A 25396-nucleotide genomic window follows, 5' to 3' on the forward strand; every position below is an offset into this window, starting at 1 on the left:
TCATATATGAAATCAGAGCAAAGTTTAGTGCTAAATCGAAAAGTCATTTCCTTTTGCAGTAGCCTCGCTCCCGCTAGCGTCTCGCAAGTAGCATTACTGTATAGATAATCCAAATAGCTAAAACTATCATTAACTATTTTAAAATAGTACGATTACACCACAGTATGTTAAAAAATAAGGAACACCTTACAGAGGTTTTTTACCCTCAATAATAATAGGTACATTTAGCAAGTAAACACAATCCCATACTTCAACTCTAATGAGTTGAAGTATGGGATTGTTTGTTAAAAACAAATAGTGATTGTGGTTTTCCACAATTATCTTATCAATGAATCGCTGATATTGTATCACATAATAAGGGTTTGATATGGGATTAAATTTAAAAATAACCATACATGAGATATAAAGAACATACACTTAGTGTTACCTGCAAGCTGAAAAAAACAAACTGAATGACAGAAGAATTAAGACTAGATTATGATGCTTTTTTAAGGTCTTTTAAAAGAAATACTGATGTTCCTCATTCAATCTTGTTAGGAGCTGGTGCTTCAATAAGTTCAGGAATTCAATCTGCATATGACTGTATTTGGGAATGGAAAAAAGACATTTATCTCTCTAAGAATATAAACGCATCTGATTATTATAAAAATTATAAAGAGGATTCTGTTAGAAAAAGCATACAAAAATGGCTGGATAGTCAAGGAGAATATCCTGAATTAGACTCTAATGAAGAATATTCCTTTTTTGCAGAAAAGGCATATCCAATTAGTGATGATAGAAGAAAATACTTTTTAAGTCTAATAGAAAATAAAGAGCCATATATTGGATATAAACTATTATGCTTACTTGCAGAGCATAATATCATCAAATCTGTTTGGACTACTAATTTTGACGGACTTATTGTTCGTTCAGCTCATCAGAACAAACTGACACCAATAGAAATAAATCTAGATAATGTAGACAGAATCTATCGGAATCAAAGCAACAAAGAACTTCTTGCAATCGCTCTTCACGGTGATTATAAATTCAGTTCATTAAAAAACACAGTAGAAGAGTTAGATTCTCAAAATGAAGTGTTTATTGAAAATCTTTCTAATTATCATCTAGATAAAAACTTGATAATTACTGGTTATAGTGGAAGAGATAAATCTTTAATGGACGCATTAACAAAAGCTTTCACTCGAAAAGGGGCTGGAAGATTGTATTGGTGTGGTTATGGAAGTAAAATATCGGACGAAGTAGCTAAGTTGCTTAGGACTGTTCGAGATTCTGGAAGAGAAGCCCATTACGTAACAACAGACGGATTTGATAAGACTATAATTCATTTAGCTAAATCAGCATTTGAGGATAATGATTCTCTTTCACAAGAAATTCAAAATGCACTTGAAAGCTCAGAAAATGAAGAGTATTTAAAAACAGAGTTTCATTTAAATTTTTCAAATACAGGAAAATATATTAAAAGTAATTTACACCCTGTTGTTTTCCCAAAAGAGGTATTTCAATTTGAAATTGACTATAAGGATGAAAAACCTTGGAGTTTTTTAAAAACCATTTGCCAAACAAATAATATTTGTGCAGTCCCCTTTAAAAGAAAAGTATTTGCCATAGGAACACTAACCGATATTTCAAAGGCATTTTATGGTCTTTTAAAAAGTGATATTAAAAGAGAATCTATAAGTAAGTTTGATGTCGAAAATGTATCAGCTTTCAAATCTTTAATGCTGCAAGCAATTTTGAAACATTTTGCCAATGACAAAAGAATTTCCACCAATAATAAAAATAAAATATGGTTGACTTCCAATGAAAGTGAATATAAAAGCATCAAAATTCATAAAGCCCTATTTCTTTCATTTTACTTTGATAAAAACAAAAGCTTTGGTTACTTAACTTTTACACCAACAATCAATTTAACCTCTGACCAAGAAATTTCAAAAACAGAAAAACTAACTATTAGTAAATACAACTTAGAGAAATTATATAACAATAAGTATGACGAAATATTAGAAAACTGGAATAAGCTTTTATTTAATAAACCTAGAATAAAATTTGAATATCCTCTTCAATCTGGTAGTGCTCTTGAATTTCAAATATCTTCAAGTACAGCGTTTGGAGAAATAAATGTTCTAGACCCTAAATTTAGAGGTTACGCACCAAAAGAATACGATAATAGACAAACTCAATTTAAAGGTGTTCAATTTTTAGAACCACAACTTGTTTTTCGTAACATTTCATCAGATATCGAATTCAAAGATTATCATCCAATGAGAGGTTTAGTAAACAACCGTCCTTATGATGTTAATCTAAATGGAGTAATATTATCTAATGAAATAAACTTATCTGTTATTTGTGGAGGGAAATACTCAAATAGATTTTATGATTTTCTTTCCAAACTGCAAACAAAACACTCAACTGACAATATAAACCCTGATTACTTAATAGATTACCCAGGATTTTCATCAATTTATAATATTCCGTTAAACATTCCATACTTTGAGAATGATGGAAGTTGGTTGGATATTGATTTTAGAGGCGAAAATGAACTTGAAGCACACGAAAATGCAATTAAACTTGCTAGACTTATAACTTCTAAAATTGAACAAATAGCAAATACCCAAAGTCAAAGTACAATCGTAATTTTTATTCCAAACGAATGGCAAAATTTTGAAAACTTTGTAAATGAAGAGGAAAGTTTTGACTTACACGATTATGTAAAAGCATTTGCTGCTTCAAAAGGAATTGCAACACAATTAATTAGAGAAAAAACACTAGAAGATAGTTTAACTTGTCAAATTAATTGGTGGTTATCATTATCGTTTTATGTAAAATCTTTAAGAACACCTTGGATTCTAAATAATCAAGAAAAAAACACAGCATATGCTGGAATTGGGTATAGTATTTCTAAAATAAAAGAGAAATCAGAAATTGTTATTGGTTGTAGTCACATTTATGATTCAAACGGACAGGGTTTAAAATATAAATTATCTAAAATAGACAACTATTTCCTTGATAAACAAAACAATCCTTTTTTATCATTTAAAGATGCTTTTCAATTTGGGGTTTCAATTAGAGAACTCTTTTATGAATCACTAGACAAACTCCCTGAAAGAGTAGTTATACACAAAAGAACAAAGTTTACACAAGATGAAATAGACGGAATTAAAGCTAGTTTACACAAAGCTGGAATCAAAAAAATAGACCTTATTGAAATCAGTTTTGAACCTGATGCACGTTTTGTAGCAATGAGCGTTTATAACAAAGAATTACAAGTAGATAAGTTTCCTATTTCAAGAGGAACCTGTATTGTTACGAATAAACATACAGCCCTATTATGGACTCACGGAATTGTACCTTCTGTTCGACAACCTAATTATAAATTTTACTTAGGTGGTAGAAGCATTCCTGCACCAGTAAAAATAACCAAGCATTACGGAGAATCTAATATTGATCTAATTTCAACAGAAATTTTAAGTTTAACAAAAATGAATTGGAACTCATTAGATTTATATTCAAAGCTCCCTTCAACTATCGATTCATCAAACAAAATAGCGAGAATTGGAAAATTACTTTCGAGATTTGAAGGCAGAACATATGACTATAGACTGTTTATATAAAATACAAACTTAGGATGGCTATATCTCATTCAGGTTTTGTTAGATATAAGATTAAAAAGGAATATAAAGGATATATATTCTTTACTCTATTGTTACCAATAATTTGAAAACCAAATGATATACGGAATAATAATCGTACCGATTGCAATTGCGTATTATTACGATTATAAAAGTGACCCTAAAGAGTTTGATTTTTCAATAAAAACTATAGGAAAAGGAATATCAAAAGGACTTTTATATCTTGTTCTTTTAGCAGGCGCTAATGCAATTTATAAATCTGTAGTGCCTATTAATAAGAACCACGGAATTGAATTTAATTCAGAACGAGAAAAACTTGGGCTTCCAAAACTCGAAAAAAATTGGACAATTAGTGATTGGGAATCGGAACAATTCGTAACCTATTGGTGGAAACCTGAACCAAAAAATGGGCATTTTAAGAAAATATTAGAATATGGATTTCTGGGTCTGAAAACAGAAACTGATTATTATCACAACGAAAAGCAAAAAGGAACATTTGCTTGGTCTAAATACGATTTCGGAAATAATACGTTCGAATATTTTTTAGAGAAACCTAATGACCAGACAATTTCTGTAACTAAAAATGGGAATTTAAAATTTGAAAAGCCAACTCAAATTCTAAATATCAAAAAAGCGGAATTTGAAAAATATATCTCAGAATAAAAGTACTATTGGTAGCAATAGCTATAATTAATACGGGTTTTAGTGTTTAACTCAACAATTGTAACCTCAACTCAGGATTACCTATAGACTAAGATCCATTTTAGTATAGTATTTCTAATTAATGTATCCATTCTTCACCAAAATAACAAATCAACGCTCCCGCGCACTATTTTTATCGACCATCGGTATAGGTATAGCTTTCAGCGCATATAGATGCCTCTTCCTCGCACTATTGATATCGACCATCGGCATACCGGTTGCTTCCCCCGCAAGGGTAAAACTAACCCCCGCAATAAGGTGAGTCTCCCTCGTTGCGCGGAGACCTCTACTCTATGCGGGGGCCAGTAATAGCAACCGATTATCGACGTTTATATCGACTAACATATCCCTTATAACGCTCGGGATCTTTTCTAAATGCATATTTACCCGTTGCGCGAAGCTCATCTATAGCTTCCTTAAGATGGGTATAGGCACGATCCCGTATTTCTTTGGCTTTAGAGTTATCTAAGGTCGCCCCATTGGCTTTGGCCAGTAATTCTGCCAGGGCATCCGATTGTTGTGCTGCAATATCAAAGTTGCTAAGATCATACTTTGCTTTTTCTAGCTCTGCTATATTGGCTTTACCCAATACACTAATATCCATCAAATCCTGGATCATATCGGCATCGCCTTCTCCATCGGCAATAGCACGTACACGGGCTAGCAAATCCATTCGTTTGCGAAACGCAAACCGCAAATCGGCCAACAGGTCGTTTCTAAATTCGTAGGCTTTGGGAGACTCTTCTCTCCAGGCCTTGGCTGCTTCTTCCTGGCTATACCGCTCTTTCATCCAAACGGCCTGGGCATATCTACACGCCCCGGTTCGGGTTGGTAAATCTTCGGCATACATCTGCCAATCTAATCCTTTGGCAACTAAGGTTTCTTTGTCCTCTTCTGCCCATACAAATAAGTTTTCGGCTTCTTGCATAAATACATCAACAGGAATTGTTGGTGATTTTACCGCTTCTTGTGGTAATGCTTCTAGCACCACCAACTTGGTGTCATAATTTTCTTTAGACATCGTATAACATGTTTTAAAAATCTATTGCTTGTTTTAAAAATTGCAATAGATCGTAGTTAATAAATACTTGATATACAATGATACAGCACGCCAGTTTCATTTTTCGGAACTCGAAAAAAATAGTAATGATTAATTTGATGAGACCTCACAGGTTTTAAAAACCTGTGAGGTCTATATTTTTATATTTGTATGTGAGAAATTGTAAAAAATTAAAACGTCTTAAGGAGTTTTTTATACTCAATCCTAATAATTACATTTATCACGTAAACATAACTATACATAGAATATAAAGGACGTATATTCTTTATTTTATTGTTACCAGCAATTAGAAAAAAATGAATATTAAAAATCTAGGCATAAATCCATACTCTTTAAGTGAAAAAGTTATTGAAAATGGAAATAAACCTTTCAAATTATGGCTTGAATTTGAGATATCAACTCCTTGGGATGATCTTGAAAATGATTTTGCAAATATAATAGTTGATACTTTAGATGGTAGAAGTTATGGAATAAATGTTTGGACGTATAAATTCCTTGACACTGCTATTAATGAAAATAAAGAAAATGGTGAAAACCTAAATGGACTCTATCTAGTACCACCAGACTTATTTGTAAAAGAATTATCCAGAAATTGTATCGAAAAAACAATCGCTAACTTATTGAAAAATGGAAATTTAGAAGATACACTAAATAACACAACTTTTGAATTGAAGTTTTTAGAACCTTATTGGGATGTAGTTGAAATGGAAGAGAAAAATATTCAAGAGTTGATGAACGAACTCAAACTTGAATTATCTGATGACCATCTGTTACGTAATGAGAACGCTGAACTAATTGCTAGAAAGACAAATAATGATGATATTGTATTAGAACTAGAAGATGAAAGAATTGCTGTTGTTCATCTAACATGGAAATCGAAAAAGGAAACTAATGGTTACCCGATAACAAGAATCTATAAAGACAAAGTGGATTTTTGGAATAAAGAAATGAAACAAGATATACTTGAATTCAAAGAATAAAAAAAGCTGGTAACAAGGTGTATAAATCATAATGGCTGAACGCCATAACAATTCATACACTAAACATTGGCAAACATTAAACATAATAATGACAAAACACATCATGAAAAAGCTGATTAAATTAACCTTATTTTTATCAATACTAATTACTCCTTTAATTTCAGCAAGCCCCCAAGAAGCAAAAAAATCTGTTCCTGTTTTTGAAAACGGAGAGGCCCAAATTGTCGCTGCATTTGAAGATCCAGAAAAATGGATTAGACATGATCTATGGGTTGAAACAGAATTTGATACTGATGGTGATGGAAAATTAGATAGAATGCACGTGGCAGTTACCAGACCTCAACAAACCGATACAGACGGGCTTAAATTGCCTGTTATATATGTATCCAGTCCTTATTTTGCTGGCGTTGCACCAAATGTTACAGGATTATTTTGGGATGTCAAGCATGAACTCGGAACAGCTGCAAAAGAACGTATACATCCAGAGGTTGTTCGAACAGGAGAGAGACCAATTATTTCAAATTCTCATATTAAAACCTGGGTACCAAGAGGATACATAGTAGTGCACTCCTCATCTCCAGGAACAGGACTTTCTCAAGGATCGCCAACGGTTGGAGGTGACAATGAATCATTGGCTCCTAAGGCTGTAATTGATTGGCTATGTGGCCGTATACCAGGTTACACTTCTCTCGATGGTAAAAAAGAAGTGCAAGCATTTTGGTCAACCGGTAAAATAGGAATGACCGGGACATCTTATAATGGAACCATTCCTTTGGCCGCAGCAACAACTGGTGTAGATGGGCTTGAAGCAATTATCCCAATTGCTCCTAATACATCGTATTATCATTATTATCGATCAAATGGATTAGTGAGATCTCCAGGAGGATATTTGGGTGAAGATATCGATGTACTTTATGATTTTATTCATAGTGGCGATGAATCAAAACGAGCTTATAATAATACAACAGTAAGAGACACAGAACTAAAGAATGGTATGGATAGAATTACAGGTGATTATAATGACTTCTGGGCTGGACGAGATTATTTAAATGATATGAAACCCATGAAAGCAGCTTTACTGATGTCGCATGGGTTTAATGATTGGAATGTAATGCCAGAACATAGCTATAGAATTTATAAAGCTGCAAAAGCTAAAGGATTACCTTCTCAAATATATTATCATCAAGATGGACATGGTGGTCCTCCTCCAATGAAAATGATGAACAGATGGTTTACTCGTTATCTACACGGTGTAGAAAACGGTGTAGAAAATGATGCTCGAGCTTGGATTGTGCGTGAAAATGACACAAGAGAAAACCCTACTCCATATAAAGAGTATCCCAACCCTGAAGCATCAGATGTAACTCTTTATCTAACTCCTGGGGCTCCAGCTAAAGGAACCTTAAGTCACAAAAAAACCAAGAATCAAGGAATGGAAAAAATTGTTGATAATTATTCCTTTTCTGGTAGAGCACTGGCACAGTCTGAAATTAGTAATCACAGATTGATATATGTAACACCAACATTATCAAAAGATATTCACTTATCTGGTACAGCAAAAGTGACTGTTACTCTATCAAGCAGCAAAGCCGCTGCAAATCTATCGGTTTGGTTGGTTTCTCTGCCTTGGAATAAAGGAAGTCGAACTAAGATAACAGATAACATAATAACTCGTGGCTGGGCTGATCCACAAAATCACAACTCGATACGAAAAAGCGAACCCTTAAAAAAAGGTAATTTCTATAAGGTGTCTTTTGATTTAATGCCAGATGATCAAATTATTAAAAAAGGTCAACAAATAGGACTAATGATTTTTTCAAGCGACAAAGAGTTCACATTACACCCAGAACCCGGAACCGAATTAACTATTGATTTAAGTGCAACAACTATCACCTTACCAATTGTAGGAGGTATTGAAGCATTTACCCATACAGCAAAAGAAAATTAAATATAATCTATCATTAATAAAACGTTTGCCAACAAAGGCTATAATCCATTGGCTAAATAACTTCGATTAATGATTGTTAACACTTATTGCTAACCTATGCTTACCAATATTTTTGCTTTCTTTCTTAAAATTTCTCCACGACTAAAGCGAGCGGTCTGGAAAAAGCTATATGAGTATTTGTCAAAGAAGTATCCAACAGCAGAGTGGACTTATATGAACTACGGATATGAATCTTGCAATGAACCTATTGCAATCCCACTGAATGAGGAGGAAGAGAACGACCGGTATATGATTCAGCTATACCACTATGTGGCAACAGCTGTAGACCTTGTGGGTAAAGACGTAGTAGAAGTTGGTAGTGGACGCGGAGGAGGTTCGTCGTACATTAAACGATATCTTAAACCAAAGACGATGATTGGAATTGATTACTCTAAAAACGCAATCAAATTTAGTAATAAACATCATTCGGTAGAAGGATTAACCTTTATTCATGGTGATGCAGAAAACCTACCATTGGGGAATGAAAGTGCAGATGCAATTGTGAATGTAGAATCATCACATTGCTACGGGTCTATGAAAAAGTTTGTAAAGCAAGTCAACAGAGTGCTTCGTCCTGGCGGGTATTTTTTGTTTGCCGACCTACGTCCCTCAGAAAAGATCGAAGAGCTTGATACGATTTTCAATGATGCAGGATTTGAAGTCCTCAAAAAGGAATTGATTTCGAAGGAAGTGGTCAATGCAATGGATGCATTTCACGAATTCAAGTTAGCATTCTTTCAAAAGATGGTAAAGGGCTGGTTAAAAAAGCCACTGAATGATTTTGCAGGAGTTAAGGGTTCGAACATCCATAAGGAATTGAGTAATGGTAAGATAGTTTATTATCATTATGTATTAAGAAAATGAGAAACCTCTGCTTCCTCACTCCTGCTTATGTCTCGCTGGTCGCATTACTGTTTAGATAATCCAAATAGATACCCATTACTATATTATTTTTAGAATAGCATGGTTATACAGCAGCATATTAAAAAATAACCATATATAGAAAATAAAGGATATATATTCTTTATTTTGTTGTTGTAGCCAATTCAAAATAATTTAATGGCAATTAATCAGTTTCCAATATTTATACTTCCGAAAAAAACGATTGAACAAAAGTTTGATCGGTTACCTGCACAGTTAGAGATAAAGCATTCTGAATGGAAAAAATTCTGGGAAAATTATAACGGAGAAGATGACCCTAAATTTGAAGACGCTAGAACCACAAAATGGTGGAAAGAAATAAAAGTTGACATTTTAAATTTAGAAAAGGAAATAGACAAAATCATAACTCGCGCAAGTTGGACTGACGGCTTGAATTGGAAAAGTGAAAAATCGGAATTTGATCATGATGCTTATATCGATATCAACGAAAAAGGTGATTTCATAGATGAGTTTCAATTCAGAACAGATCTGACGGACAAAACTCTAACTTTTTTAAACGGAATGCTAAATTTATGTCGAAAAAACGATTGGATATTAATGGATGTCCAAGGAAACTTATGTAATCCAAGCATTGAAGAATTATTAAATTTAACGAAGAAGTCAAATACACACAGGTTTTTGACAAACCCCATTAAGTTTTTTGATGAGTTATCTGATGAAAAATAAACTGGCTACAACACTATATATGTGATCATAACAGTTAAGTGATGAATCAAATGGTTGTTGTATTTTTGGTAAAGCGCAATGTTTGGAAAAAGCTAGGTAACATTTTGCCCTGCTACGACACATATATTAAACGTTGTGGAACATATGAGAACAGCATCATTATTTATATTATTAACAATGATTTTTAATTCAGTAGATGGGCAAGATTTGAATGGAAAATGGATACTAAAAGACATTGATTCTGGAAATGAAAAAAAGGGTTATCCTGGATTTCAACTTCTTGAAATTAACAATGACAATGTTGACATTTATACTGATTTTTCACTCAAAGAAAAAGCATCAACATTGAAAATGAACAATGGAGGTTTAATGAACTTTAATAACGAGAAAACCTCTAAATACAAAATCGTTAATGAGAATCATATAAAATGGTTTATCAACGGAAAGTCAAATGGCAAAGACGCTGTTTTTGAATGTGACTTCTATCGACTCGAACCGACAATTACAACACTCAAAAAAGAAGATATTGAAAAAATGACTTTCGTGCTGACTGAAAACGGAAGAGAGTCGGAATTTGAATTTAACAAAGAACTTTGGGATAAAGAAACTTTAGAACTGCTTAAGAGAAAAGCGGGCGAAAAGAAAATAATTGAACAAATTGATTCGACCTTTTTTGTTTCAATGTACTATGACGGAAAAAGAAATGGTTCAATACCAATTAAAGAGGTTACTACTGAATTTTTAAAACTTTATGCAATTCCGACTGGACCAATGGAAATGATTGCATATCGAAAAAAATAAAATACATGCTCCAACAACGTGTATAGCTAATTGCTTGGTCAGTGCGTACTCTGAAAATCCTACGGATTTTCTTCTGGTTTGTTTTCTTTTGCTAACTTAGTTATAACCAACGCAACTAACCATGTATCAACATGTTGAGATAAATTAACCCAAATATTATGAAATACAAATTATTGCTAATTACAATTGGACTTTTCTTCTTCAATTGTTCTGACAATGACAAGCAAAAGATTAAAAATGATACTCCAATAACAATAGTAAATGAATTTGATTATAAAGAGGTAAGTTGGTTTAAGACCAAAGGAAATAGTAAGATAAAAGGAGTTGCTAAATTTAAATCAAAAAATGGAGATATACGCTTTGGTGAAGAATTTAGAATAGAATTAATGCCTAATTGTCGCTATACCGAGGAAAGATTAAATAAAATATATAATAATAAAAATTCAGGTTATGTTCATATTGAAGATGGAATTCCTAAATTTATTCCTGACCCAGAAGGATATCACGATACAATAAAAACTATGTGCAATAAAGATGGAGAATTTGAATTTAATAATCTTCCATCTGGTGATTATTACATTATAGCTTTTATGTTGTGGGAAAAAACCGGAGGAGGAATAATGCAACATGTTATTCTTTCTGATAATGAATCAAAAGTTATTGAAATGGTTAATTTTTAAACCATTAGTTATAATTTCCCCGCTCTCACTAGTGGTATTACTGTTTAGATAATCCAAATAGATACCCATTATATTATTTTTAGAATGGTATGATTATACAGCAGCGTATTAAAAAATAACTATATATAGAAAATAAAGGATATATATTCTTTATTTTGTTGTTGTAAAACATTTAAAAACCGATAATGGGATTAGATTCAGTCGAATTAGTGATGTCAATTGAGGACAAATTTGGAATACGAATTGAGGATTCTGAAGCGGAAAAAATTTATACGGTTCAGGATTTCGCGGATATTGTTTTTAGCAGAATTATTGCAAATCCGACAGATAAGTGTCTGACTCAAATAGTATTTTATCGAATCAGAAAAGCGCTAAGAATTTTGACTTCAACCGAAAAGGAAATAAGACCTGATATGAAAATATCGGAATTATTCACTCAAACGGAGCTGAAAGAAAAGTGGAGTCAATTAAAAACAGAACTTGGACTTGAATTACCGGATTTAGTTGCATTAGATTTCAATCCGGAATTAGGTTCTCACGTCAAAATTTTCGGAATAAAAACCATTAAACGGACAACACCTGTTTCAAAAGGGACAATTAGACAATTAGTGGATTGGACAATATCTCTAAACCGAGATAAACTAATCGACATTGAAAAAATATCGAGCAAATATGAAGTTGAGCGAATTATTTGTGGAATTACAGAAGATAGAATTGGTCTCCCAATAAGCGAAATTGAGTTACATCATTCATTCACAAATGATTTAGGAATTGACTAAAAACGTTTTACAACAATTTGTATATTGCATATGCCGCCTTCGGCAGGCAAACGCAACATACATGAGACGTTATGTGTAATTGTAAATAAATCAAAAATGAAGCGAATTTGTCTGATTACTCACTGTGAAGCCACACATTCTGTAAACGGAAGAGTTGGCGGATGGTTCGACTCAGATTTAACAGTAAAAGGAAAACAGCAAGCATCTCAATTATCAAGTAAGATTAGAGAATTGGGTTTTGATATTCAAAATTTAACTGTTTACAGTTCTGACCTAAAAAGAGCTGCCCAAACAGCTCAGATTTTGACAAACGGTACAAATACACCACTAATTCTCGATCAAAGACTCAGAGAAATGTCTTTTGGAACACATGGAGGAATGATACAAAGTGAACATAATAAAATCATGATACCTATAAGTCCCAATGGAAACAGATTAGATCATCGAATATGTAAAGGAGCAGAAACCAGAAGAAATGTAGCAGAACGAATATGCCAATTTGTTGATGAGATAATAGAATTGGAAAAAGATACAATAGTTGTAACACATGGATTTGCAGCGACTTTTTTTATCGCAGCTTTTCAAAAAATTGATATCTCATCGATGGGCTATATCAATTACAGACTTAATCCTGGTAGTATTTCAATACTCGAAGAAGATAATATATTTAGAAGTAGAGTTATCAAGCTTTTAAATGGATAAATACACATAACAATATATATCAAATCATAGCTCCCATTTTGTTGCTACACTTCATATACATACCCTGTAACTCATTAGAAATAACCTTGCGAACTGAATGAAATTATTTCCGACAAAATACTATTCAATAGAATTATTAAATGATAGTTCAATCGCATTGACTGAACTAAAAAATCATACTTTATCTGATGAACAATTTGTTGCTGATTGGAATAATCAAGTTTTTATTGGGAAAATTTATGATAACGAATTTGAAATAAAATTATCGAAAAATCTTTATGGAGCTTTCTGTGTTCTAAATGGGAAATTAGAAAAGCGATGTGGAACTTTGGAAATTCGAGTTGGTAAAACGTTTAAAATATTATTTTTGATTATTGTTTTATTTGCCATAAGCGTATTAGTTATCTCCACTATTCAAAATAGACTTGATACTTTATTCCAATCGGTAATAGCAATTATAAGTTTAAGATTTATTTTTATTGAATTTGGTTTTAGAATCATTTCAAAAACTGGATTGGATAAATTAACTAGAATAATCGGAATAATTGAACTGAAAAAAAACGAGGCGTAACAATTCGTATAATACATATGCTCCTTTCAGGAAGCAAACGCATTATACAAGAGACGTTAGTACAAATATTGAAAAAATGAAAAAACGTTATTCTTTTAGTTCATCGCTTATAGCAATAATTGTAATGACATATATAGTAGTATCCCAAATTTGGGAAGGATTAAAAATTAATTTTGAGCACTTTCTTCCTTTAATTGCATTAGCATCTGTTTATTCAAATCTTAAAAAGTTTAATAGCAAAAAAAGAGGTTCCTCTAACTCAATAACGTTTAAAACAAAAAATGACCATTACTATAAGTTTTTAAATTATTTTTTGGGTTTTGGAATTCTTATAAGTATTGTTATTTGGTATTTCTATTTTGAGTGGACCATATTAACATTACTTTCTTTATTAATAATTGGGATATTATTGATCATAAGAGGAATTCAAAATAGCCCAAGCGGAAACATCAAAGTAGATAGTGAAGAATTAAGTTTTGGGAATAATGATAAATACCAATACATAGCTTTAAATAAACTAAACTCTATTAAAATAATAGACGAATCAATAATTGTTAAGGACTTAGACGAGAAAAAATACTCAATTAATCATTTGGACTTAAATTCTAATACTATTGAAAAATTAAAATCTTTTTTAAACTCCAAATTAGAAGGTGTAATAATTGAAAAATAAAAAAGTGATAACATCATATATGTGATCATAGCTGTTAAGTGATACCCCAATGGTTATTGTATTTTTGGTGAAGCGAAATGCTTTCAAAAAGTAAAAGTTAGTAACCAATGTGCATAAAAATCAAAAAGCAAGGTAACATTTTGCCCTCTACGAGACATATATTTAGCATTAATTGCAATTCAAAAAATAAAAATGATCCAAGATTCGATTTTAATAAAAAACAGACATAAAAGATTTATAAAAACAGTTTGTAACTCCGAAATTGTCTGGGGACTTAAAAATCATGAAGGATTTGCAAGCTCCAGATCTGTTCATTATGAAGACGATGATGGAGAACCTATCGGAATTATTTGTTTTTGGGCCGAAAAGGCTTTAGCAAAATCTTGTATCAAAGATAGATGGACAAAATATAAGGTTACACTAATCTCGTTATCAGACTTTATGGAAAATTGGTGCATTGGAATGGGAAATGACGGACTTCTCGTCGGAACGGAATTTGACCAGAATCTGTTTGGTTTTGAAGCAGACCCTTATGAATTAGTATTAGACTTATCTACTGAATTAAAATTCATTGGAAAAGATTTAGATTTTCAAAAATTCCAAGGAGTGAATGATTTAGAAAATCAAGTAAAAGAGGCTTTCGAATAAAAAAACAACTAACAATATGTTTTAGATAACCCAAATAGAGGTCCATTACTATATTATTTTTAGAATAGTATGATTATACAACAGCATATTAAAAATAACCATATATAAAAAATAAAGGATGTATATGGTTAGCACAAATATTGAAAAAATGACGACAGAAGAATTTGTAAAAGCCTTTCATGACGAGAAACAAGATTTTCTAAAAGAGTATCTTTCTGAGAATTCTGAAACAGAAGTTGGACAGTTAATTAAATCACTTAAGCTGACTGATGAACAAAATGGAATAATGAAAAAAGTATTGGATTCGTCATTCAAGGATATTTTTTACAGTATTCTTTTAGGATTAGATGGTAGTGCATCAATTGGTGGAATTCAAGAAATGTATGATCTGAAAGATGAAAACGGAAATCAGTTAAGCGGCAATATAGAAAGCTATGCTTTTAAATACTTTCAAGAAAAATTACAGAGGAGGAATTAAAAAATATAGAAAATAGGTGCAATAAAGCGACTAAGAGACCTTGGAAATCAATGGTTGAAGGAAGACTTCCTCGTCCAGTTGAGGATTTAGAACAATGGAATGAAGAGTAAAAACACTCTACAACACCATGTAAAAATGGGTTAAAACGCATTTTACACGAACACGTTGGCAGTAACTCTCAAAAAAAAGGTGAGAAAACAAAAACTTAATAAAACAATAAACAAACTCCTACATCCAAATTTTGGAACATTGGTTGTGTTTTGTGTTGTACTTTATGGGTTGGCAATTTTTCAAGATTACGTTTTCTCCAAAATTAAACCTACGGGTTTTTATTGGGCAGATACTATGCTTTATAATATATATTGGCTTTTATTTATTCCATTTATAAAAATTGCAAATTCCTTTTACAATAAAGTTCAATTCAAATCACTAACGGGCAAAGTACTTTATGCTTTAAGTACAGGGTTTATATTTAGTGTACTGCATATATTTATTTTTACTTCAATTTTTATCTTAGGTAGTAATCTTATCTATTCTATACCTCATCGTTTTTTAACAATGCTTAAAAATGCAGTCTCAAATCAATTACATATAACAATTATGGTCTATTTATTTAGTCCTTTTGTTTTTGACTATCTTAAAAGAAAAAAGCAGTTAAATAAACACTTCCAAAATCAAAAGACCAATAAGACCATTACGGTTAAAAATGGTATTCGTAGGATAAAGATTGATACGCTTACAATCCTATTTATCGAGACCGACAGACCCTATACAATGGTACATACAACCAGTCAGAAAATTTTGCATGATGAGAGTTTAAAAAAACTTGGTGACTTATTAGACCCTCAAACCTTTTTAAGGGTTCATCGTTCGGTAATTGTTAATAAAGACTACGTAGCAGAATTAAAATCAAGAAAGAATGGCGATTATGATGGCATCTTATCCAATGGTCAATCCATAAGGTTCAGCAGACATTATCGTCAAAATTGGAGTACCCTATTAAACCACTAAGTTCTAAAACCACTCCGGTAAGCTAATTCTTGTATCGTTTCCTTTTCAACACTTAAGATTTATTGGACTTTTGAGACTTCCTTTAAATTTTATACTAATGAAAAAAATACTGAACTTCGGACTCTTATTTCTATTCCTGATATCATTGGCAAGTTGTAATGGTCAGACAAAAAATGAACAAATACCTAAAAGAAATAACAAAAACAAAATTGTTGGTGGTGGCTGCGATGGTTGTGAATTAATGTATATCGGAATGCCAAAAAACATTCAGCCTATTGACACAAGTTCTGCCTGGAACGGGAAAGGGCAAAAACTATTGGTTACAGGAAAAATACTGAAATTAGACGGAGTTACGCCTGCGCCCAACGTAATCGTTTATTATTGGCAAACAGACCACAATGGATATTATGCTAACGGAGAAGGCAAATCTCAAAAACACGGTCGTATTCGTGGCTGGGTAAAATCTGATGAGCAAGGGAATTACTCGATGTATACAATTAGACCAACACCTTATCCAAATCGTGATATACCTGCACACATTCATTTATCTATTAAAGAACCTGAAATTGATGATGAGTATTATATCCATAATTTAGAATTTGCTGATGATATATTATTGACAAGTAAAAAAAGAAAAGCGCTTAAAAATCGTGGTGGTAGCGGTATCTTAAGGGTACTGATTGATAAAGAAATACAAATTGCTGAGCATAATATTGTTTTAGGACTTAATATCCCTAATTATCCTATAACAATAGATCATACAATTAAATCTGGTCTAGAAATTGGAGAAGACAATCCTTCTTTTACACCATTTCATGCCTGGGGACCAGACAAAGGCACAAGAACTTGCCCAGTATGTAAATATGGACGATTTCACGGAATTGTTTACTTTGTGGGTAGCCAACCAAACTGGTCCGAAATAAAAGAATGGCTAACATTTTTGGAGCGAGAAAGTGTTAACCGAGAAAAATATTTAAAAGTCTACTTTGTTTATGGTAATAAGAAAGGCTACAGCAAATCGAATCGACAAATAGAATTAGAGCAACTTGGAAAAGAATTGAACTTAGAAAATATTGCATTGACTTTTGTTCCATCATTTACCGATATGCAATCAGAAGTCCATTTAAATAAGATAAACCCTAAAGCAAAGAACACAATAATCATTTACAGACATCGAAATATAATTGGAAAATTTGTTAACCTGAAACCAACAAAAGAAAACCAAAATGAAGTATCAAAAATGCTAGATAAAACTGTAAGCAAATACTTAGAATTACCAGAACCTAAGCATAATTAAACAAGAGTATACTGCCAATATCGTGTATAAAAAATCAACGCTTCCTCTCATAGTTACTCTTAGGGATTACAAGGTATGCTATATTTATCGTTGCCATAATTGAAAAAAACAGAACGCTTTTAAAATAGTATCTCACTTTACCAAATAATTAATATACTAACCAATGATCTAATCTGGTAGAATCGGTTAAAAATCTTGTTATCGGTCGTTTTATTATTTAGCAAAAGTTAAATGGGAGTATTTTTAGGTATCTACAAATAGATGTATTTAACCTAAAAAAACAATGAGAAAATTTAAGCAGATAGCACTTGTAATTCTTGCAATTCTAATTTGGACAGCCTTTATCGGTTATGGATTTATAGATGGTTTTTTATTACGACCCATTACTTCTAAACATACTTCTGAGGCATTTATCGAGGCAACCAAAGAAAAAATAGAAAATGAGTTCGTTGGTAATTATGCAATGACATTGATAGAGAATGGAAACGTTTCAAAAAATTTCTTTTACGCTATTGATCAACCTGTAGATGAAAACACGGTTTTCCCAGTCGCTTCGATTAGCAAATGGGTTACATCTTTTGGGGTTTTAAAATTAGTAGAGCAAGGAAAACTGGATTTAGACAAACCTGTTGATGATTACCTTACAAGATGGCATCTACCCCAAAGTGAATTTGACAATAAAAAAGTAACTACTAGAAGGTTATTATCACATTCGTCTGGCTTAATCGACGACCTTGGTTATGCAGGTTTTGCAGAAAATGAGACTGTACAAACCATCGAAGAATCCTTGACCAAAGCCGCAGATACCGAATACTCAGAAGGTATAGCGATAGTTGGTTACGAACCTGGGAGCAAGTATATGTACTCGGGGGCTGGCTATACCATACTGCAATTACTGATTGAAGAAATTAGCGGTCAATCTTTTAAAGACTATATGAAAAAAGAGGTTTTTGAACCTTTAAATATGAAGCATTCTACTTTTGAATATCAAGATACATCTAATCTGCAATTGGCAAAAGTTTATAAAGTCGATGGTACAACCAGGAAAATGAATAAGTTCACTGCCCTTGCGGCAGCAGGATTGTATACCACTACGGCAGATATATCAAAATTTCTAAAAGCTAATGTAGCAGAGAATAATGTTCTTTCTAAAGAGACCATGCTAACCATGAATACAGCCGAAACATTTATTAATACCATTGGAGTCTATGGATTAGGTCCTCATTTATACAGCCAAAACGACACAAAATCAACTATTATAGGTCACGATGGAAGCGGAAATAATGCGATCAATACTGCTGCGCGAATTGACCTAAAATCTAAATCTGGAATAATCATTTTAGAAACCGGAAACTGGAATATAGCATCCTCAATCGCAGATGAATGGATTTTTTGGAAAACCGGAATTGCTGACTACGTTGTAATGCAGCGTAATACATCATACATATTAACTTTGTTGATAGTTGGATACGTAGTTATCATTTTTTTATCCCTAATGATGATCAGAAAAAAGAATAAGAATAGAAAAACAACTACAGGTAATAACGTGTCCTATGTATAACCATTTCCCAGATCTTAGATTAAAAACACAATATGGTAGTATTTTAATAAACTCATACTAATGATTTTATGTTATTGTCCCCAATTCTAACATCAAAATCGAGCGGGTTTTTTATACTCAATAATAGTAATTACATTTATCAAGTAAACATAACCGCATTCTTTATTATATTGTTGTAGTTAATTGAATACCCAGTATTTTAATACGTGAAAAATGAAATTTAAAAACCATTATGGCAATAATTGATAAACTACAAATTGGTCATGGTTATAATAAAGTAGAACTATCAGATCTTATAAACGAACCTAAGGCTGCGGCATTACAGGTTGGGTTACTTTACTGCGATAATCGAAATACGACAATTCTTTTTGTTACTTTGGATAAGAAGAAAAAGGAAAAACAACTTCATTACAACGATTTTTTTGACGACGACTATTTTGAATGGGATAGCCAAAACAAGCAATCATTTGAAAGCGATAGGATCCAAGCAATATATAACCAAAAAGTAGATGTGCACCTAATGGCAAGAGTTTCAGACAAACTCAAAGGAAAAACCCAACCTTTCATTTATTGCGGTGAATTGAAATACTTCAGTCATGATGAAACCTCTAGTTATCCTGTGCACATAACTTTCCAGAGCACAGATTTCCAATATGAAACCCAAAATGAAAGCTTAAAAGAACTGTACAACTGGAAACCAGGAGATGTTGGAAGAAGGGGTGCATTTAAAACCAATTATAAAAAACCAATTAGTGAAAAACTAAAGACCAAATTTAAGAAGCCAAATAAAACCGAGAGAAAAGGGTTAGTTATATCTCGAGTTGGACAGGGATACTATAGACAACAAGTGCTAGAAAAATGGAATTATGAATGTGCCGTAACAGGTTCGAATATCACAAAAATCTTAATTGCTTCACACATAGTTTCTTGGAAAGAATCAACTAAAGAGGAAAGATTAGATCCCGAGAACGGGATTTTACTAAGTCCAAATTATGACGCCTTGTTTGATAAGCACTTAATTTCTTTTTCTGATGACGGAGCCCTGATTATTTCTAAATCAATCGAGTTAGAGGATCTTGCTAGATTAGGAATTGAAGCAAGTGCAAAAATTACTGTTAATGAGGAAATGAAACCTTTTCTAAAAAGACATAGAAAGATACTGATATAATATGCTTGAGGTAGTTTGCGGAATTATACATAAAGATCATAAAGTTTTTATTGCTAGAAAAAAGCAAGGCAAAGCTCTTGCAGGGTATTGGGAATTTCCTGGAGGTAAAATAGAATTAGGTGAAGACCCAGAAGATGCACTTGCACGTGAACTTAGAGAAGAACTAGGAATGATCGTATTGGTCCAAAAATTTGTTGGTTATAATACACATGTGTACCCCAATGTAACAATTAAGTTGCTAGCCTTCAATTGTGTTTTCAAAGAAGCTTCTTTAACGCTAATTGATCATGATAAATACAAGTGGGTTAATCCTGAAGAACTAATAAACTTCAAGATGGCGCCTGCCGATGTACCTTTAATAAAATTAATCACAAAAAACTAGCTACAACATTGGAATAAATCACATATTTAAATCAAAACTATATTCTATTGGAGACTAAAAAAGAAGAATTTGAATTTGTTTATGTAGAAAATAATGGAACAGTTCGCGAATTGGATACTGAGGAAATTGAATACTTACAAACGGAATTCCAACCAGGAGATGGGGCCAGACCATACATAAAAAGTAGCTATAGCCAACGTACACCTGACAATAAAATTTCTGGATTCATATTAAGAAATGAAGTTCCTGAAAATATTGAGATAATAAGAACCGATCTAAGATATTTAGAAATTCGATTCCCAATTAATATTTACGATTCGGGTAAAGCAATAGAATTACCATTAGGAATATATAGTGTAAAAGTTATTGGTGGTTGGGATGTCTCGATTGGTAATTTTACATTCACATTAAAAAATATGGAGAATGGAAAAATCATTAATCCAGAAGTAACAAATTGGAGATTTCAATCTTATGAATCAGGTCAAAGAGCCAAAAAAATAATGGTTTTAGATATTTCTGAAAGGGGAAATTATATTATCGAATTTAAAAATCAGAAGAGTTTAAAAGTAAGACCATCAAACTTGATAATTACAAGGTTATTCGAAAAACAAATCCCAAATAGGGAATTACGAATTTGGATTGGTTAAAAACAAAAATATAACACAACACCATTCATGAACTCATAGCTACTCGATAGTTAAACAGATTATCTTCTTATTTTTGGTAAGGCGCAATACTTGCAAAAGGCAAAAGTTAGCCAACAATACGCAGAAAAATCGAAAAACAAAGTAACGTTTTGCCCTGCCACAACACATATATTAACCATTAGCCCACATTAGATGAAACTCAAACTCTGGAATGTAACTTTGATAATTACATTATTCTTTGGTTGTCAAAATGAGCAAAAACTCGATGGAAATTATTCTATGTGTAATAATGGTAAATACTCAGAGATTTATTTCAAAAAAGACTCGATGAGAGTTGCATCGAAAAACGAATGGGTCAAATTATCTGAGTGGAGAAAAATTGAAATCACAAATAATACTCTATACTTCGAATCGTTCGGAGAATGGAAGGACAATTGGAAAGCAGAAATAAAATTTATTGATAAGAACAAAACCGAATTGCATAATCTAATAACTGGTGTAAAATTGAATTTGGAACGAATTAATAAAAATCTGAATTTTAAAAACCAGAAAGAATTCTGGGAAAAATTTAGAGATCGACAAAATTCTGGAAATTGTAAATAAAAATGTAAACTAACATCACATGTGTCATCATTGCTGTTAAGTGATACTCTAATGGTTCTTGTATATTTGGTACGGCGTAAAGATTTTAGAATGTAAAAGGTATAAAATCTACGCAGATTTGTCAATGGCTTGGTAACGTTTTGCCCTGCCACAACACATATATTTAGCGTTGTGCTTCATTTTAACCAACCCATAATAAATAAAATCTTTAGAAAAATTCATATAATCAATCTTAGTCATGAAACAATCATTTCAATTATTCTTACCCTTATTTATTCTTATCCTATTTACCTCTTCTTTGTCTGCACAAAAAACAGAGAAAAATTCTAAGGAATCCGCTTTAGAAATAGATTTATCCGACCGTCAAGCTATAATTAAGACAATTAAGAATTTTTATATCGGTGACCATACAGGAAGTATCAAACATAAAAAACTCTCGATGCACGAAAAGGGTGCTTACAGATATGTCAACAAAGATGGAGAATATTCAGAAAGTATTTTTCGATTGGATTCTGATAACGCAGATCCTAATTATAAAGAGGAATTATTGAGTATTGAAATTTATGATAAGCTTGCGTTAGCTCGACTTCGATTAGACCAATTTCGAACCAAGCTTCCGGAATATAAATTGATGACGCTACATAAGGCTAATGGTAAATGGAAAATCACTAGTATTACCTGGGGCTTCGGAATTACGCAATAAAAATCTAAAAACAAAGTAACATTTTGCCTTGCTACCATACCTATAGTAATCATTGGGATACATTTTTAACAGAAATTACTATAGAGAATGAGACAGAACCTATTATTGACTATACTACTATTAACAAGTAATTTGATAGTATTTGCACAAAAAAATAATATACTAAACAGCTACAAGCATCATTCGGTAATAACAGAAAATGATACTATAAACTACCATACATACAGTAAACAAAACATTGATTCTATCAATACTTTGTTTATATATCTTCAGGGCTCAAGGGCAAAGTCCTTGTATCAAATACAAAAAAGAGAAGGAAGTATGTCTATTAGAACAACTGTGCCCTTTGATTTTGCCACAATCCCGGATCATTATTTATTTGTGGTGATCTCGCGTAAAGGATTTCCGTTTGTAACCGAAAAAGACAAACCTTTTCCTGTTCCCAAATCATACTTTGAAAATCAAACTCTTACCTATAGAGCAAATCAAGCAGATGTAGTGATTAACGACTTATATGATAAATACAACGAACAAATTGATAAAATAATCGTACTCGGACATTCTGAAGGGAGTGATGTTGCCGCAAAACTCGGAACCATAAATAAAAAAATAACGCATTTCGGATATTGGTCTGGTGGAGGAAATACACAATTTATTGATTTTGTAACTTTTATTAGAAAAGATGTGGATAAAGGAAATTTGACAGAGCAGCAAGCTCAAGTAAAAATAGATTCCTTATTTAACGACTTAAGAAATATCATGTCTAACCCCAATGCAACCGATAAATTTTGGCAAGGAGATGATAATAGTTATAAACGATGGAGTCATTTTTCTGAACCGCCCGTTGAAAATTTATTACAAATTAACAAACCGATATATGCTGCCATCGGGACAAAAGACCAAGCTGTCGCTTTAGAATCGGCTTACTTAATACCAATCGAATTTATAAGGCAGCAAAAAGACAACCTTACTTTTAAAGTGTATCCCGATTTAGATCACGGATTTGGAAAAGAAATAGAAAACGGAAAGTTTGAAGAACATTGGAATGATGTTTTCCTGGATTTTCTAAATTGGGTTGATAAAACAGAATAAAAAACGTATACTAGCAATGGCGACAAAACCTTTTTAATGAACAAGGAAGAAATCATAAACATAATTTGTGAGAAGTATGCTTTTTTAAATGATGAATGCAAATTGGAGTTCTCTAAATATTCTAAAGTATTAGTATTAGAAAAAGGAGAAATATTAGTTAAAGAAGGGCAATATTCTGATAAGGCTTATTTCATTGTTAAAGGATGCTCCAGAGCTTTCTACTTAAATAACGGAAAAGATATTACCGATTGGTTTGCATTTGAAAATGATTTTATCTGCGCTATAAATAGTTTTTTTCAAAATATACCAAGTCCACATTTTATCGAAGTATTAGAAGAAACTACACTACTGGTCATATCTAGAGATTATATAATGAAATTGTCGGATAAGTATCATGATTTTGAACGATTAACGAACAGAGTCGCTACCAGAACCATGCTAAAATTACAAGCTAGAATTGTAGCTATGCAATTTCAATCTGCAGAACAAAAATACCAAAACATTTTATCTGCATACCCCACTATTACCCAAAGAGTTTCATTAACACATATCGCTTCTTACATCGGGATTACACTCGAAACATTGAGCAGAATACGAAAACAACATATTAAAAATTTGATATAAATCAAATGAAAAATGATGATTTGTAGCGACGACCATTTGTAAAATAGCAAAGATGAAACGAATACAGTATATACCAGATCTCATAACAACAACCCAGCAAAAATCTGTAATTATGATTAAAAAAAGTATTGTCGTGAAAAAGGTTAGTCTATTATTGCTATTTTTTATAGGTAGTTTTTTACTGTTTCCCTCTATCACTATGGGGCAGCATCGATACACCGGAGTTTCGGACCAGAATCGAACGGGTTCGAAAGGAATCTCTGCCAATGCTCTAGTGGCATCTTATGATTTTGAGACGTATACCAGTGATGGATTGTTGAAAGATTTTGGTCCTTTTGAAAATCATGGTAAAACTTTGAGAAACCTAGACACATTGGGACTCTCTGGCAAAGCTCGTAAATTTTCTACTCTTGCCGATATAGTAGCTCTTCGCGATCATACAAGTTTTGATCTTGATGGCCCCATTACAGTAGCAGTCTGGATGAAGGTTTCTACTCTAAATTTACATCAACATATTTTGGCGTGTAATGATAAGTTTGTCCTTTGGATTACAAAATCAAATAAGTTTAAGTTTGCAGACACGCAAGGAAATGCTTTTACTACATTAGAAGGAACGGTTAAGGCAGATGGTTGGCATAGTGTGGTCGCTGTATGGTCTGGAACCAAAGGAGATACACTTTCTAAAGATAACATCAAAATATTTGTTGATGGTGTACAGATGGATGGTACTTATAAGAATAAATGGAGCCCCAGTACTATGCAAGCCAATAACGCATCTGTTATAGGTTCGACACTTCATGGTGCTATACCGCATCAGGAATTACCTTTTGTAGGGGCAATAGACGAACTACAGGTCTTTTCTAGAGTTCTTAATAAAGATGAAATAAAAATACATGCAACAAAATAACAATTAGATTACGATTTGATTTTATTAGATCTCACAGGCTTGTGCTGTGCTTGTTACAGTATCTCTGTGGAGTCTATATTTTCATTTTCGTGTGAGAAATTGT

At 32.4% G+C, this 25396-nt stretch carries 26 protein-coding genes; 25 read left to right on the plus strand and 1 reads right to left on the minus strand.

Annotated elements, in window-relative coordinates; genetic code table 11:
* Positions 1–452 precede the first annotated feature (452 nt).
* Both Z053_RS0112525 and Z053_RS0112530 read left to right on the plus strand, forming a co-directional pair.
* Complete coding sequence (locus Z053_RS0112525) at positions 453–3611, plus strand: SIR2 family protein (protein WP_025665356.1); 3159 nt, start codon at positions 453–455, stop codon at positions 3609–3611.
* Between the two features lie 114 nt (positions 3612–3725).
* A complete protein-coding gene (locus Z053_RS0112530) occupies positions 3726–4292 on the plus strand; it encodes a hypothetical protein (RefSeq protein ID WP_025665357.1) in 567 nt (188 codons plus the stop codon).
* A 358-nt stretch (positions 4293–4650) separates the two neighbouring features.
* Here Z053_RS0112530 and Z053_RS0112535 read toward each other — a convergent pair whose 3' ends face one another.
* The gene (locus tag Z053_RS0112535) at positions 4651–5352 is read right to left on the minus strand and encodes a hypothetical protein (RefSeq protein ID WP_025665358.1); all 702 of its coding nucleotides are present in this window, start codon (positions 5350–5352) and stop codon (positions 4651–4653) included.
* Positions 5353–5687: 335 nt separating this feature from the next.
* Between Z053_RS0112535 and Z053_RS31810 the strand changes: the two genes are divergently transcribed.
* The 23 genes from Z053_RS31810 (at position 5688) to Z053_RS0112650 (ending at position 25293) form a co-directional block, all read left to right on the plus strand.
* Positions 5688–6371, plus strand: coding sequence for a hypothetical protein (locus Z053_RS31810; RefSeq protein ID WP_025665359.1), 684 nt, complete (start codon positions 5688–5690; stop codon positions 6369–6371).
* Positions 6372–6474: 103 nt separating this feature from the next.
* Positions 6475–8319, plus strand: coding sequence for a Xaa-Pro dipeptidyl-peptidase (locus Z053_RS0112545; RefSeq protein WP_025665360.1), 1845 nt, complete (start codon positions 6475–6477; stop codon positions 8317–8319).
* A 213-nt stretch (positions 8320–8532) separates the two neighbouring features.
* A complete protein-coding gene (locus Z053_RS0112550) occupies positions 8533–9222 on the plus strand; it encodes a class I SAM-dependent methyltransferase (RefSeq protein WP_323754334.1) in 690 nt (229 codons plus the stop codon).
* Positions 9223–9417: 195 nt separating this feature from the next.
* Positions 9418–9966, plus strand: coding sequence for a hypothetical protein (locus Z053_RS0112555; protein ID WP_025665362.1), 549 nt, complete (start codon positions 9418–9420; stop codon positions 9964–9966).
* 144 nt (positions 9967–10110) lie between these two features.
* Complete coding sequence (locus Z053_RS0112560) at positions 10111–10767, plus strand: hypothetical protein (protein ID WP_025665363.1); 657 nt, start codon at positions 10111–10113, stop codon at positions 10765–10767.
* Between the two features lie 158 nt (positions 10768–10925).
* Positions 10926–11447, plus strand: a complete 522-nt coding sequence (locus Z053_RS0112565; protein WP_025665364.1) for a hypothetical protein — start codon at positions 10926–10928, stop codon at positions 11445–11447.
* Positions 11448–11632: 185 nt separating this feature from the next.
* Positions 11633–12226, plus strand: coding sequence for an acyl carrier protein (locus Z053_RS32135; protein WP_025665365.1), 594 nt, complete (start codon positions 11633–11635; stop codon positions 12224–12226).
* A gap of 96 nt (positions 12227–12322) precedes the next feature.
* Complete coding sequence (locus Z053_RS0112575) at positions 12323–12928, plus strand: histidine phosphatase family protein (protein ID WP_025665366.1); 606 nt, start codon at positions 12323–12325, stop codon at positions 12926–12928.
* A gap of 97 nt (positions 12929–13025) precedes the next feature.
* Positions 13026–13499, plus strand: a complete 474-nt coding sequence (locus Z053_RS0112580) for a hypothetical protein (RefSeq protein ID WP_025665367.1) — start codon at positions 13026–13028, stop codon at positions 13497–13499.
* Between the two features lie 76 nt (positions 13500–13575).
* Positions 13576–14172 (plus strand): hypothetical protein, encoded by a 597-nt coding sequence (locus Z053_RS0112585; RefSeq protein ID WP_025665368.1) that lies wholly within the window; start codon positions 13576–13578, stop codon positions 14170–14172.
* 192 nt (positions 14173–14364) lie between these two features.
* Positions 14365–14820, plus strand: coding sequence for a DUF2750 domain-containing protein (locus Z053_RS0112590; protein ID WP_025665369.1), 456 nt, complete (start codon positions 14365–14367; stop codon positions 14818–14820).
* Positions 14821–14968: 148 nt separating this feature from the next.
* Positions 14969–15298, plus strand: coding sequence for a hypothetical protein (locus Z053_RS0112595; RefSeq protein WP_025665370.1), 330 nt, complete (start codon positions 14969–14971; stop codon positions 15296–15298).
* Between the two features lie 189 nt (positions 15299–15487).
* Positions 15488–16309 (plus strand): LytR/AlgR family response regulator transcription factor, encoded by an 822-nt coding sequence (locus Z053_RS30105; RefSeq protein WP_152538299.1) that lies wholly within the window; start codon positions 15488–15490, stop codon positions 16307–16309.
* Positions 16310–16406: 97 nt separating this feature from the next.
* Positions 16407–17606, plus strand: coding sequence for a dioxygenase family protein (locus tag Z053_RS0112605; protein ID WP_025665372.1), 1200 nt, complete (start codon positions 16407–16409; stop codon positions 17604–17606).
* A 283-nt stretch (positions 17607–17889) separates the two neighbouring features.
* Positions 17890–19167 (plus strand): serine hydrolase domain-containing protein, encoded by a 1278-nt coding sequence (locus tag Z053_RS0112610; RefSeq protein ID WP_025665373.1) that lies wholly within the window; start codon positions 17890–17892, stop codon positions 19165–19167.
* Positions 19168–19399: 232 nt separating this feature from the next.
* Positions 19400–20335 (plus strand): HNH endonuclease, encoded by a 936-nt coding sequence (locus tag Z053_RS30110; protein ID WP_025665374.1) that lies wholly within the window; start codon positions 19400–19402, stop codon positions 20333–20335.
* Position 20336: 1 nt separating this feature from the next.
* Positions 20337–20717, plus strand: coding sequence for a (deoxy)nucleoside triphosphate pyrophosphohydrolase (locus Z053_RS0112620; RefSeq protein ID WP_025665375.1), 381 nt, complete (start codon positions 20337–20339; stop codon positions 20715–20717).
* 47 nt (positions 20718–20764) lie between these two features.
* Positions 20765–21364 carry a hypothetical protein gene (locus Z053_RS0112625; protein WP_025665376.1) on the plus strand — a complete coding sequence of 200 codons (600 nt, stop codon included), beginning with the start codon at positions 20765–20767 and terminating at the stop codon, positions 21362–21364.
* A gap of 192 nt (positions 21365–21556) precedes the next feature.
* Positions 21557–21967 (plus strand): hypothetical protein, encoded by a 411-nt coding sequence (locus Z053_RS0112630; RefSeq protein ID WP_025665377.1) that lies wholly within the window; start codon positions 21557–21559, stop codon positions 21965–21967.
* 238 nt (positions 21968–22205) lie between these two features.
* Positions 22206–22670, plus strand: a complete 465-nt coding sequence (locus Z053_RS0112635; protein ID WP_025665378.1) for a nuclear transport factor 2 family protein — start codon at positions 22206–22208, stop codon at positions 22668–22670.
* Between the two features lie 87 nt (positions 22671–22757).
* The gene (locus Z053_RS0112640) at positions 22758–23762 is read left to right on the plus strand and encodes a dienelactone hydrolase family protein (RefSeq protein WP_025665379.1); all 1005 of its coding nucleotides are present in this window, start codon (positions 22758–22760) and stop codon (positions 23760–23762) included.
* A 36-nt stretch (positions 23763–23798) separates the two neighbouring features.
* Positions 23799–24386, plus strand: coding sequence for a Crp/Fnr family transcriptional regulator (locus tag Z053_RS0112645; RefSeq protein ID WP_025665380.1), 588 nt, complete (start codon positions 23799–23801; stop codon positions 24384–24386).
* A gap of 52 nt (positions 24387–24438) precedes the next feature.
* The gene (locus Z053_RS0112650; RefSeq protein ID WP_025665381.1) at positions 24439–25293 is read left to right on the plus strand and encodes a LamG domain-containing protein; all 855 of its coding nucleotides are present in this window, start codon (positions 24439–24441) and stop codon (positions 25291–25293) included.
* The last annotated feature ends 103 nt before the right edge of the window (positions 25294–25396 follow it).

It is taken from the genome of Aquimarina megaterium XH134 (assembly GCF_000520975.1).
Lineage (GTDB): Bacteria > Bacteroidota > Bacteroidia > Flavobacteriales > Flavobacteriaceae > Aquimarina > Aquimarina megaterium.

Excerpts from the sequence above, each read along its gene's own strand:
- Z053_RS0112575 (WP_025665366.1), top strand. The coding sequence starts at position 12,323 with ATGAAGCGAATTTGTCTGATTACTCACTGTGAAGCCACACATTCTGTA.
- Z053_RS0112645 (WP_025665380.1), top strand. The coding sequence starts at position 23,799 with ATGAACAAGGAAGAAATCATAAACATAATTTGTGAGAAGTATGCTTTT.
- Z053_RS0112585 (WP_025665368.1), top strand. The coding sequence starts at position 13,576 with ATGAAAAAACGTTATTCTTTTAGTTCATCGCTTATAGCAATAATTGTA.
- Z053_RS0112595 (WP_025665370.1), top strand. The coding sequence starts at position 14,969 with ATGACGACAGAAGAATTTGTAAAAGCCTTTCATGACGAGAAACAAGAT.
- Z053_RS0112545 (WP_025665360.1), top strand. The coding sequence starts at position 6,475 with ATGAAAAAGCTGATTAAATTAACCTTATTTTTATCAATACTAATTACT.
- Z053_RS30110 (WP_025665374.1), top strand. The coding sequence starts at position 19,400 with ATGGCAATAATTGATAAACTACAAATTGGTCATGGTTATAATAAAGTA.
- Z053_RS0112635 (WP_025665378.1), top strand. The coding sequence starts at position 22,206 with ATGAAACAATCATTTCAATTATTCTTACCCTTATTTATTCTTATCCTA.
- Z053_RS0112630 (WP_025665377.1), top strand. The coding sequence starts at position 21,557 with ATGAAACTCAAACTCTGGAATGTAACTTTGATAATTACATTATTCTTT.
- Z053_RS32135 (WP_025665365.1), top strand. The coding sequence starts at position 11,633 with ATGGGATTAGATTCAGTCGAATTAGTGATGTCAATTGAGGACAAATTT.
- Z053_RS0112565 (WP_025665364.1), top strand. The coding sequence starts at position 10,926 with ATGAAATACAAATTATTGCTAATTACAATTGGACTTTTCTTCTTCAAT.
- Z053_RS31810 (WP_025665359.1), top strand. The coding sequence starts at position 5,688 with ATGAATATTAAAAATCTAGGCATAAATCCATACTCTTTAAGTGAAAAA.
- Z053_RS0112650 (WP_025665381.1), top strand. The coding sequence starts at position 24,439 with ATGAAACGAATACAGTATATACCAGATCTCATAACAACAACCCAGCAA.
- Z053_RS0112560 (WP_025665363.1), top strand. The coding sequence starts at position 10,111 with ATGAGAACAGCATCATTATTTATATTATTAACAATGATTTTTAATTCA.
- Z053_RS0112555 (WP_025665362.1), top strand. The coding sequence starts at position 9,418 with ATGGCAATTAATCAGTTTCCAATATTTATACTTCCGAAAAAAACGATT.
- Z053_RS0112640 (WP_025665379.1), top strand. The coding sequence starts at position 22,758 with ATGAGACAGAACCTATTATTGACTATACTACTATTAACAAGTAATTTG.
- Z053_RS0112605 (WP_025665372.1), top strand. The coding sequence starts at position 16,407 with ATGAAAAAAATACTGAACTTCGGACTCTTATTTCTATTCCTGATATCA.
- Z053_RS0112530 (WP_025665357.1), top strand. The coding sequence starts at position 3,726 with ATGATATACGGAATAATAATCGTACCGATTGCAATTGCGTATTATTAC.
- Z053_RS0112580 (WP_025665367.1), top strand. The coding sequence starts at position 13,026 with ATGAAATTATTTCCGACAAAATACTATTCAATAGAATTATTAAATGAT.
- Z053_RS0112535 (WP_025665358.1), bottom strand. The coding sequence starts at position 5,352 with ATGTCTAAAGAAAATTATGACACCAAGTTGGTGGTGCTAGAAGCATTA.
- Z053_RS0112525 (WP_025665356.1), top strand. The coding sequence starts at position 453 with ATGACAGAAGAATTAAGACTAGATTATGATGCTTTTTTAAGGTCTTTT.
- Z053_RS0112550 (WP_323754334.1), top strand. The coding sequence starts at position 8,533 with ATGAACTACGGATATGAATCTTGCAATGAACCTATTGCAATCCCACTG.
- Z053_RS0112620 (WP_025665375.1), top strand. The coding sequence starts at position 20,337 with ATGCTTGAGGTAGTTTGCGGAATTATACATAAAGATCATAAAGTTTTT.
- Z053_RS0112610 (WP_025665373.1), top strand. The coding sequence starts at position 17,890 with ATGAGAAAATTTAAGCAGATAGCACTTGTAATTCTTGCAATTCTAATT.
- Z053_RS0112590 (WP_025665369.1), top strand. The coding sequence starts at position 14,365 with ATGATCCAAGATTCGATTTTAATAAAAAACAGACATAAAAGATTTATA.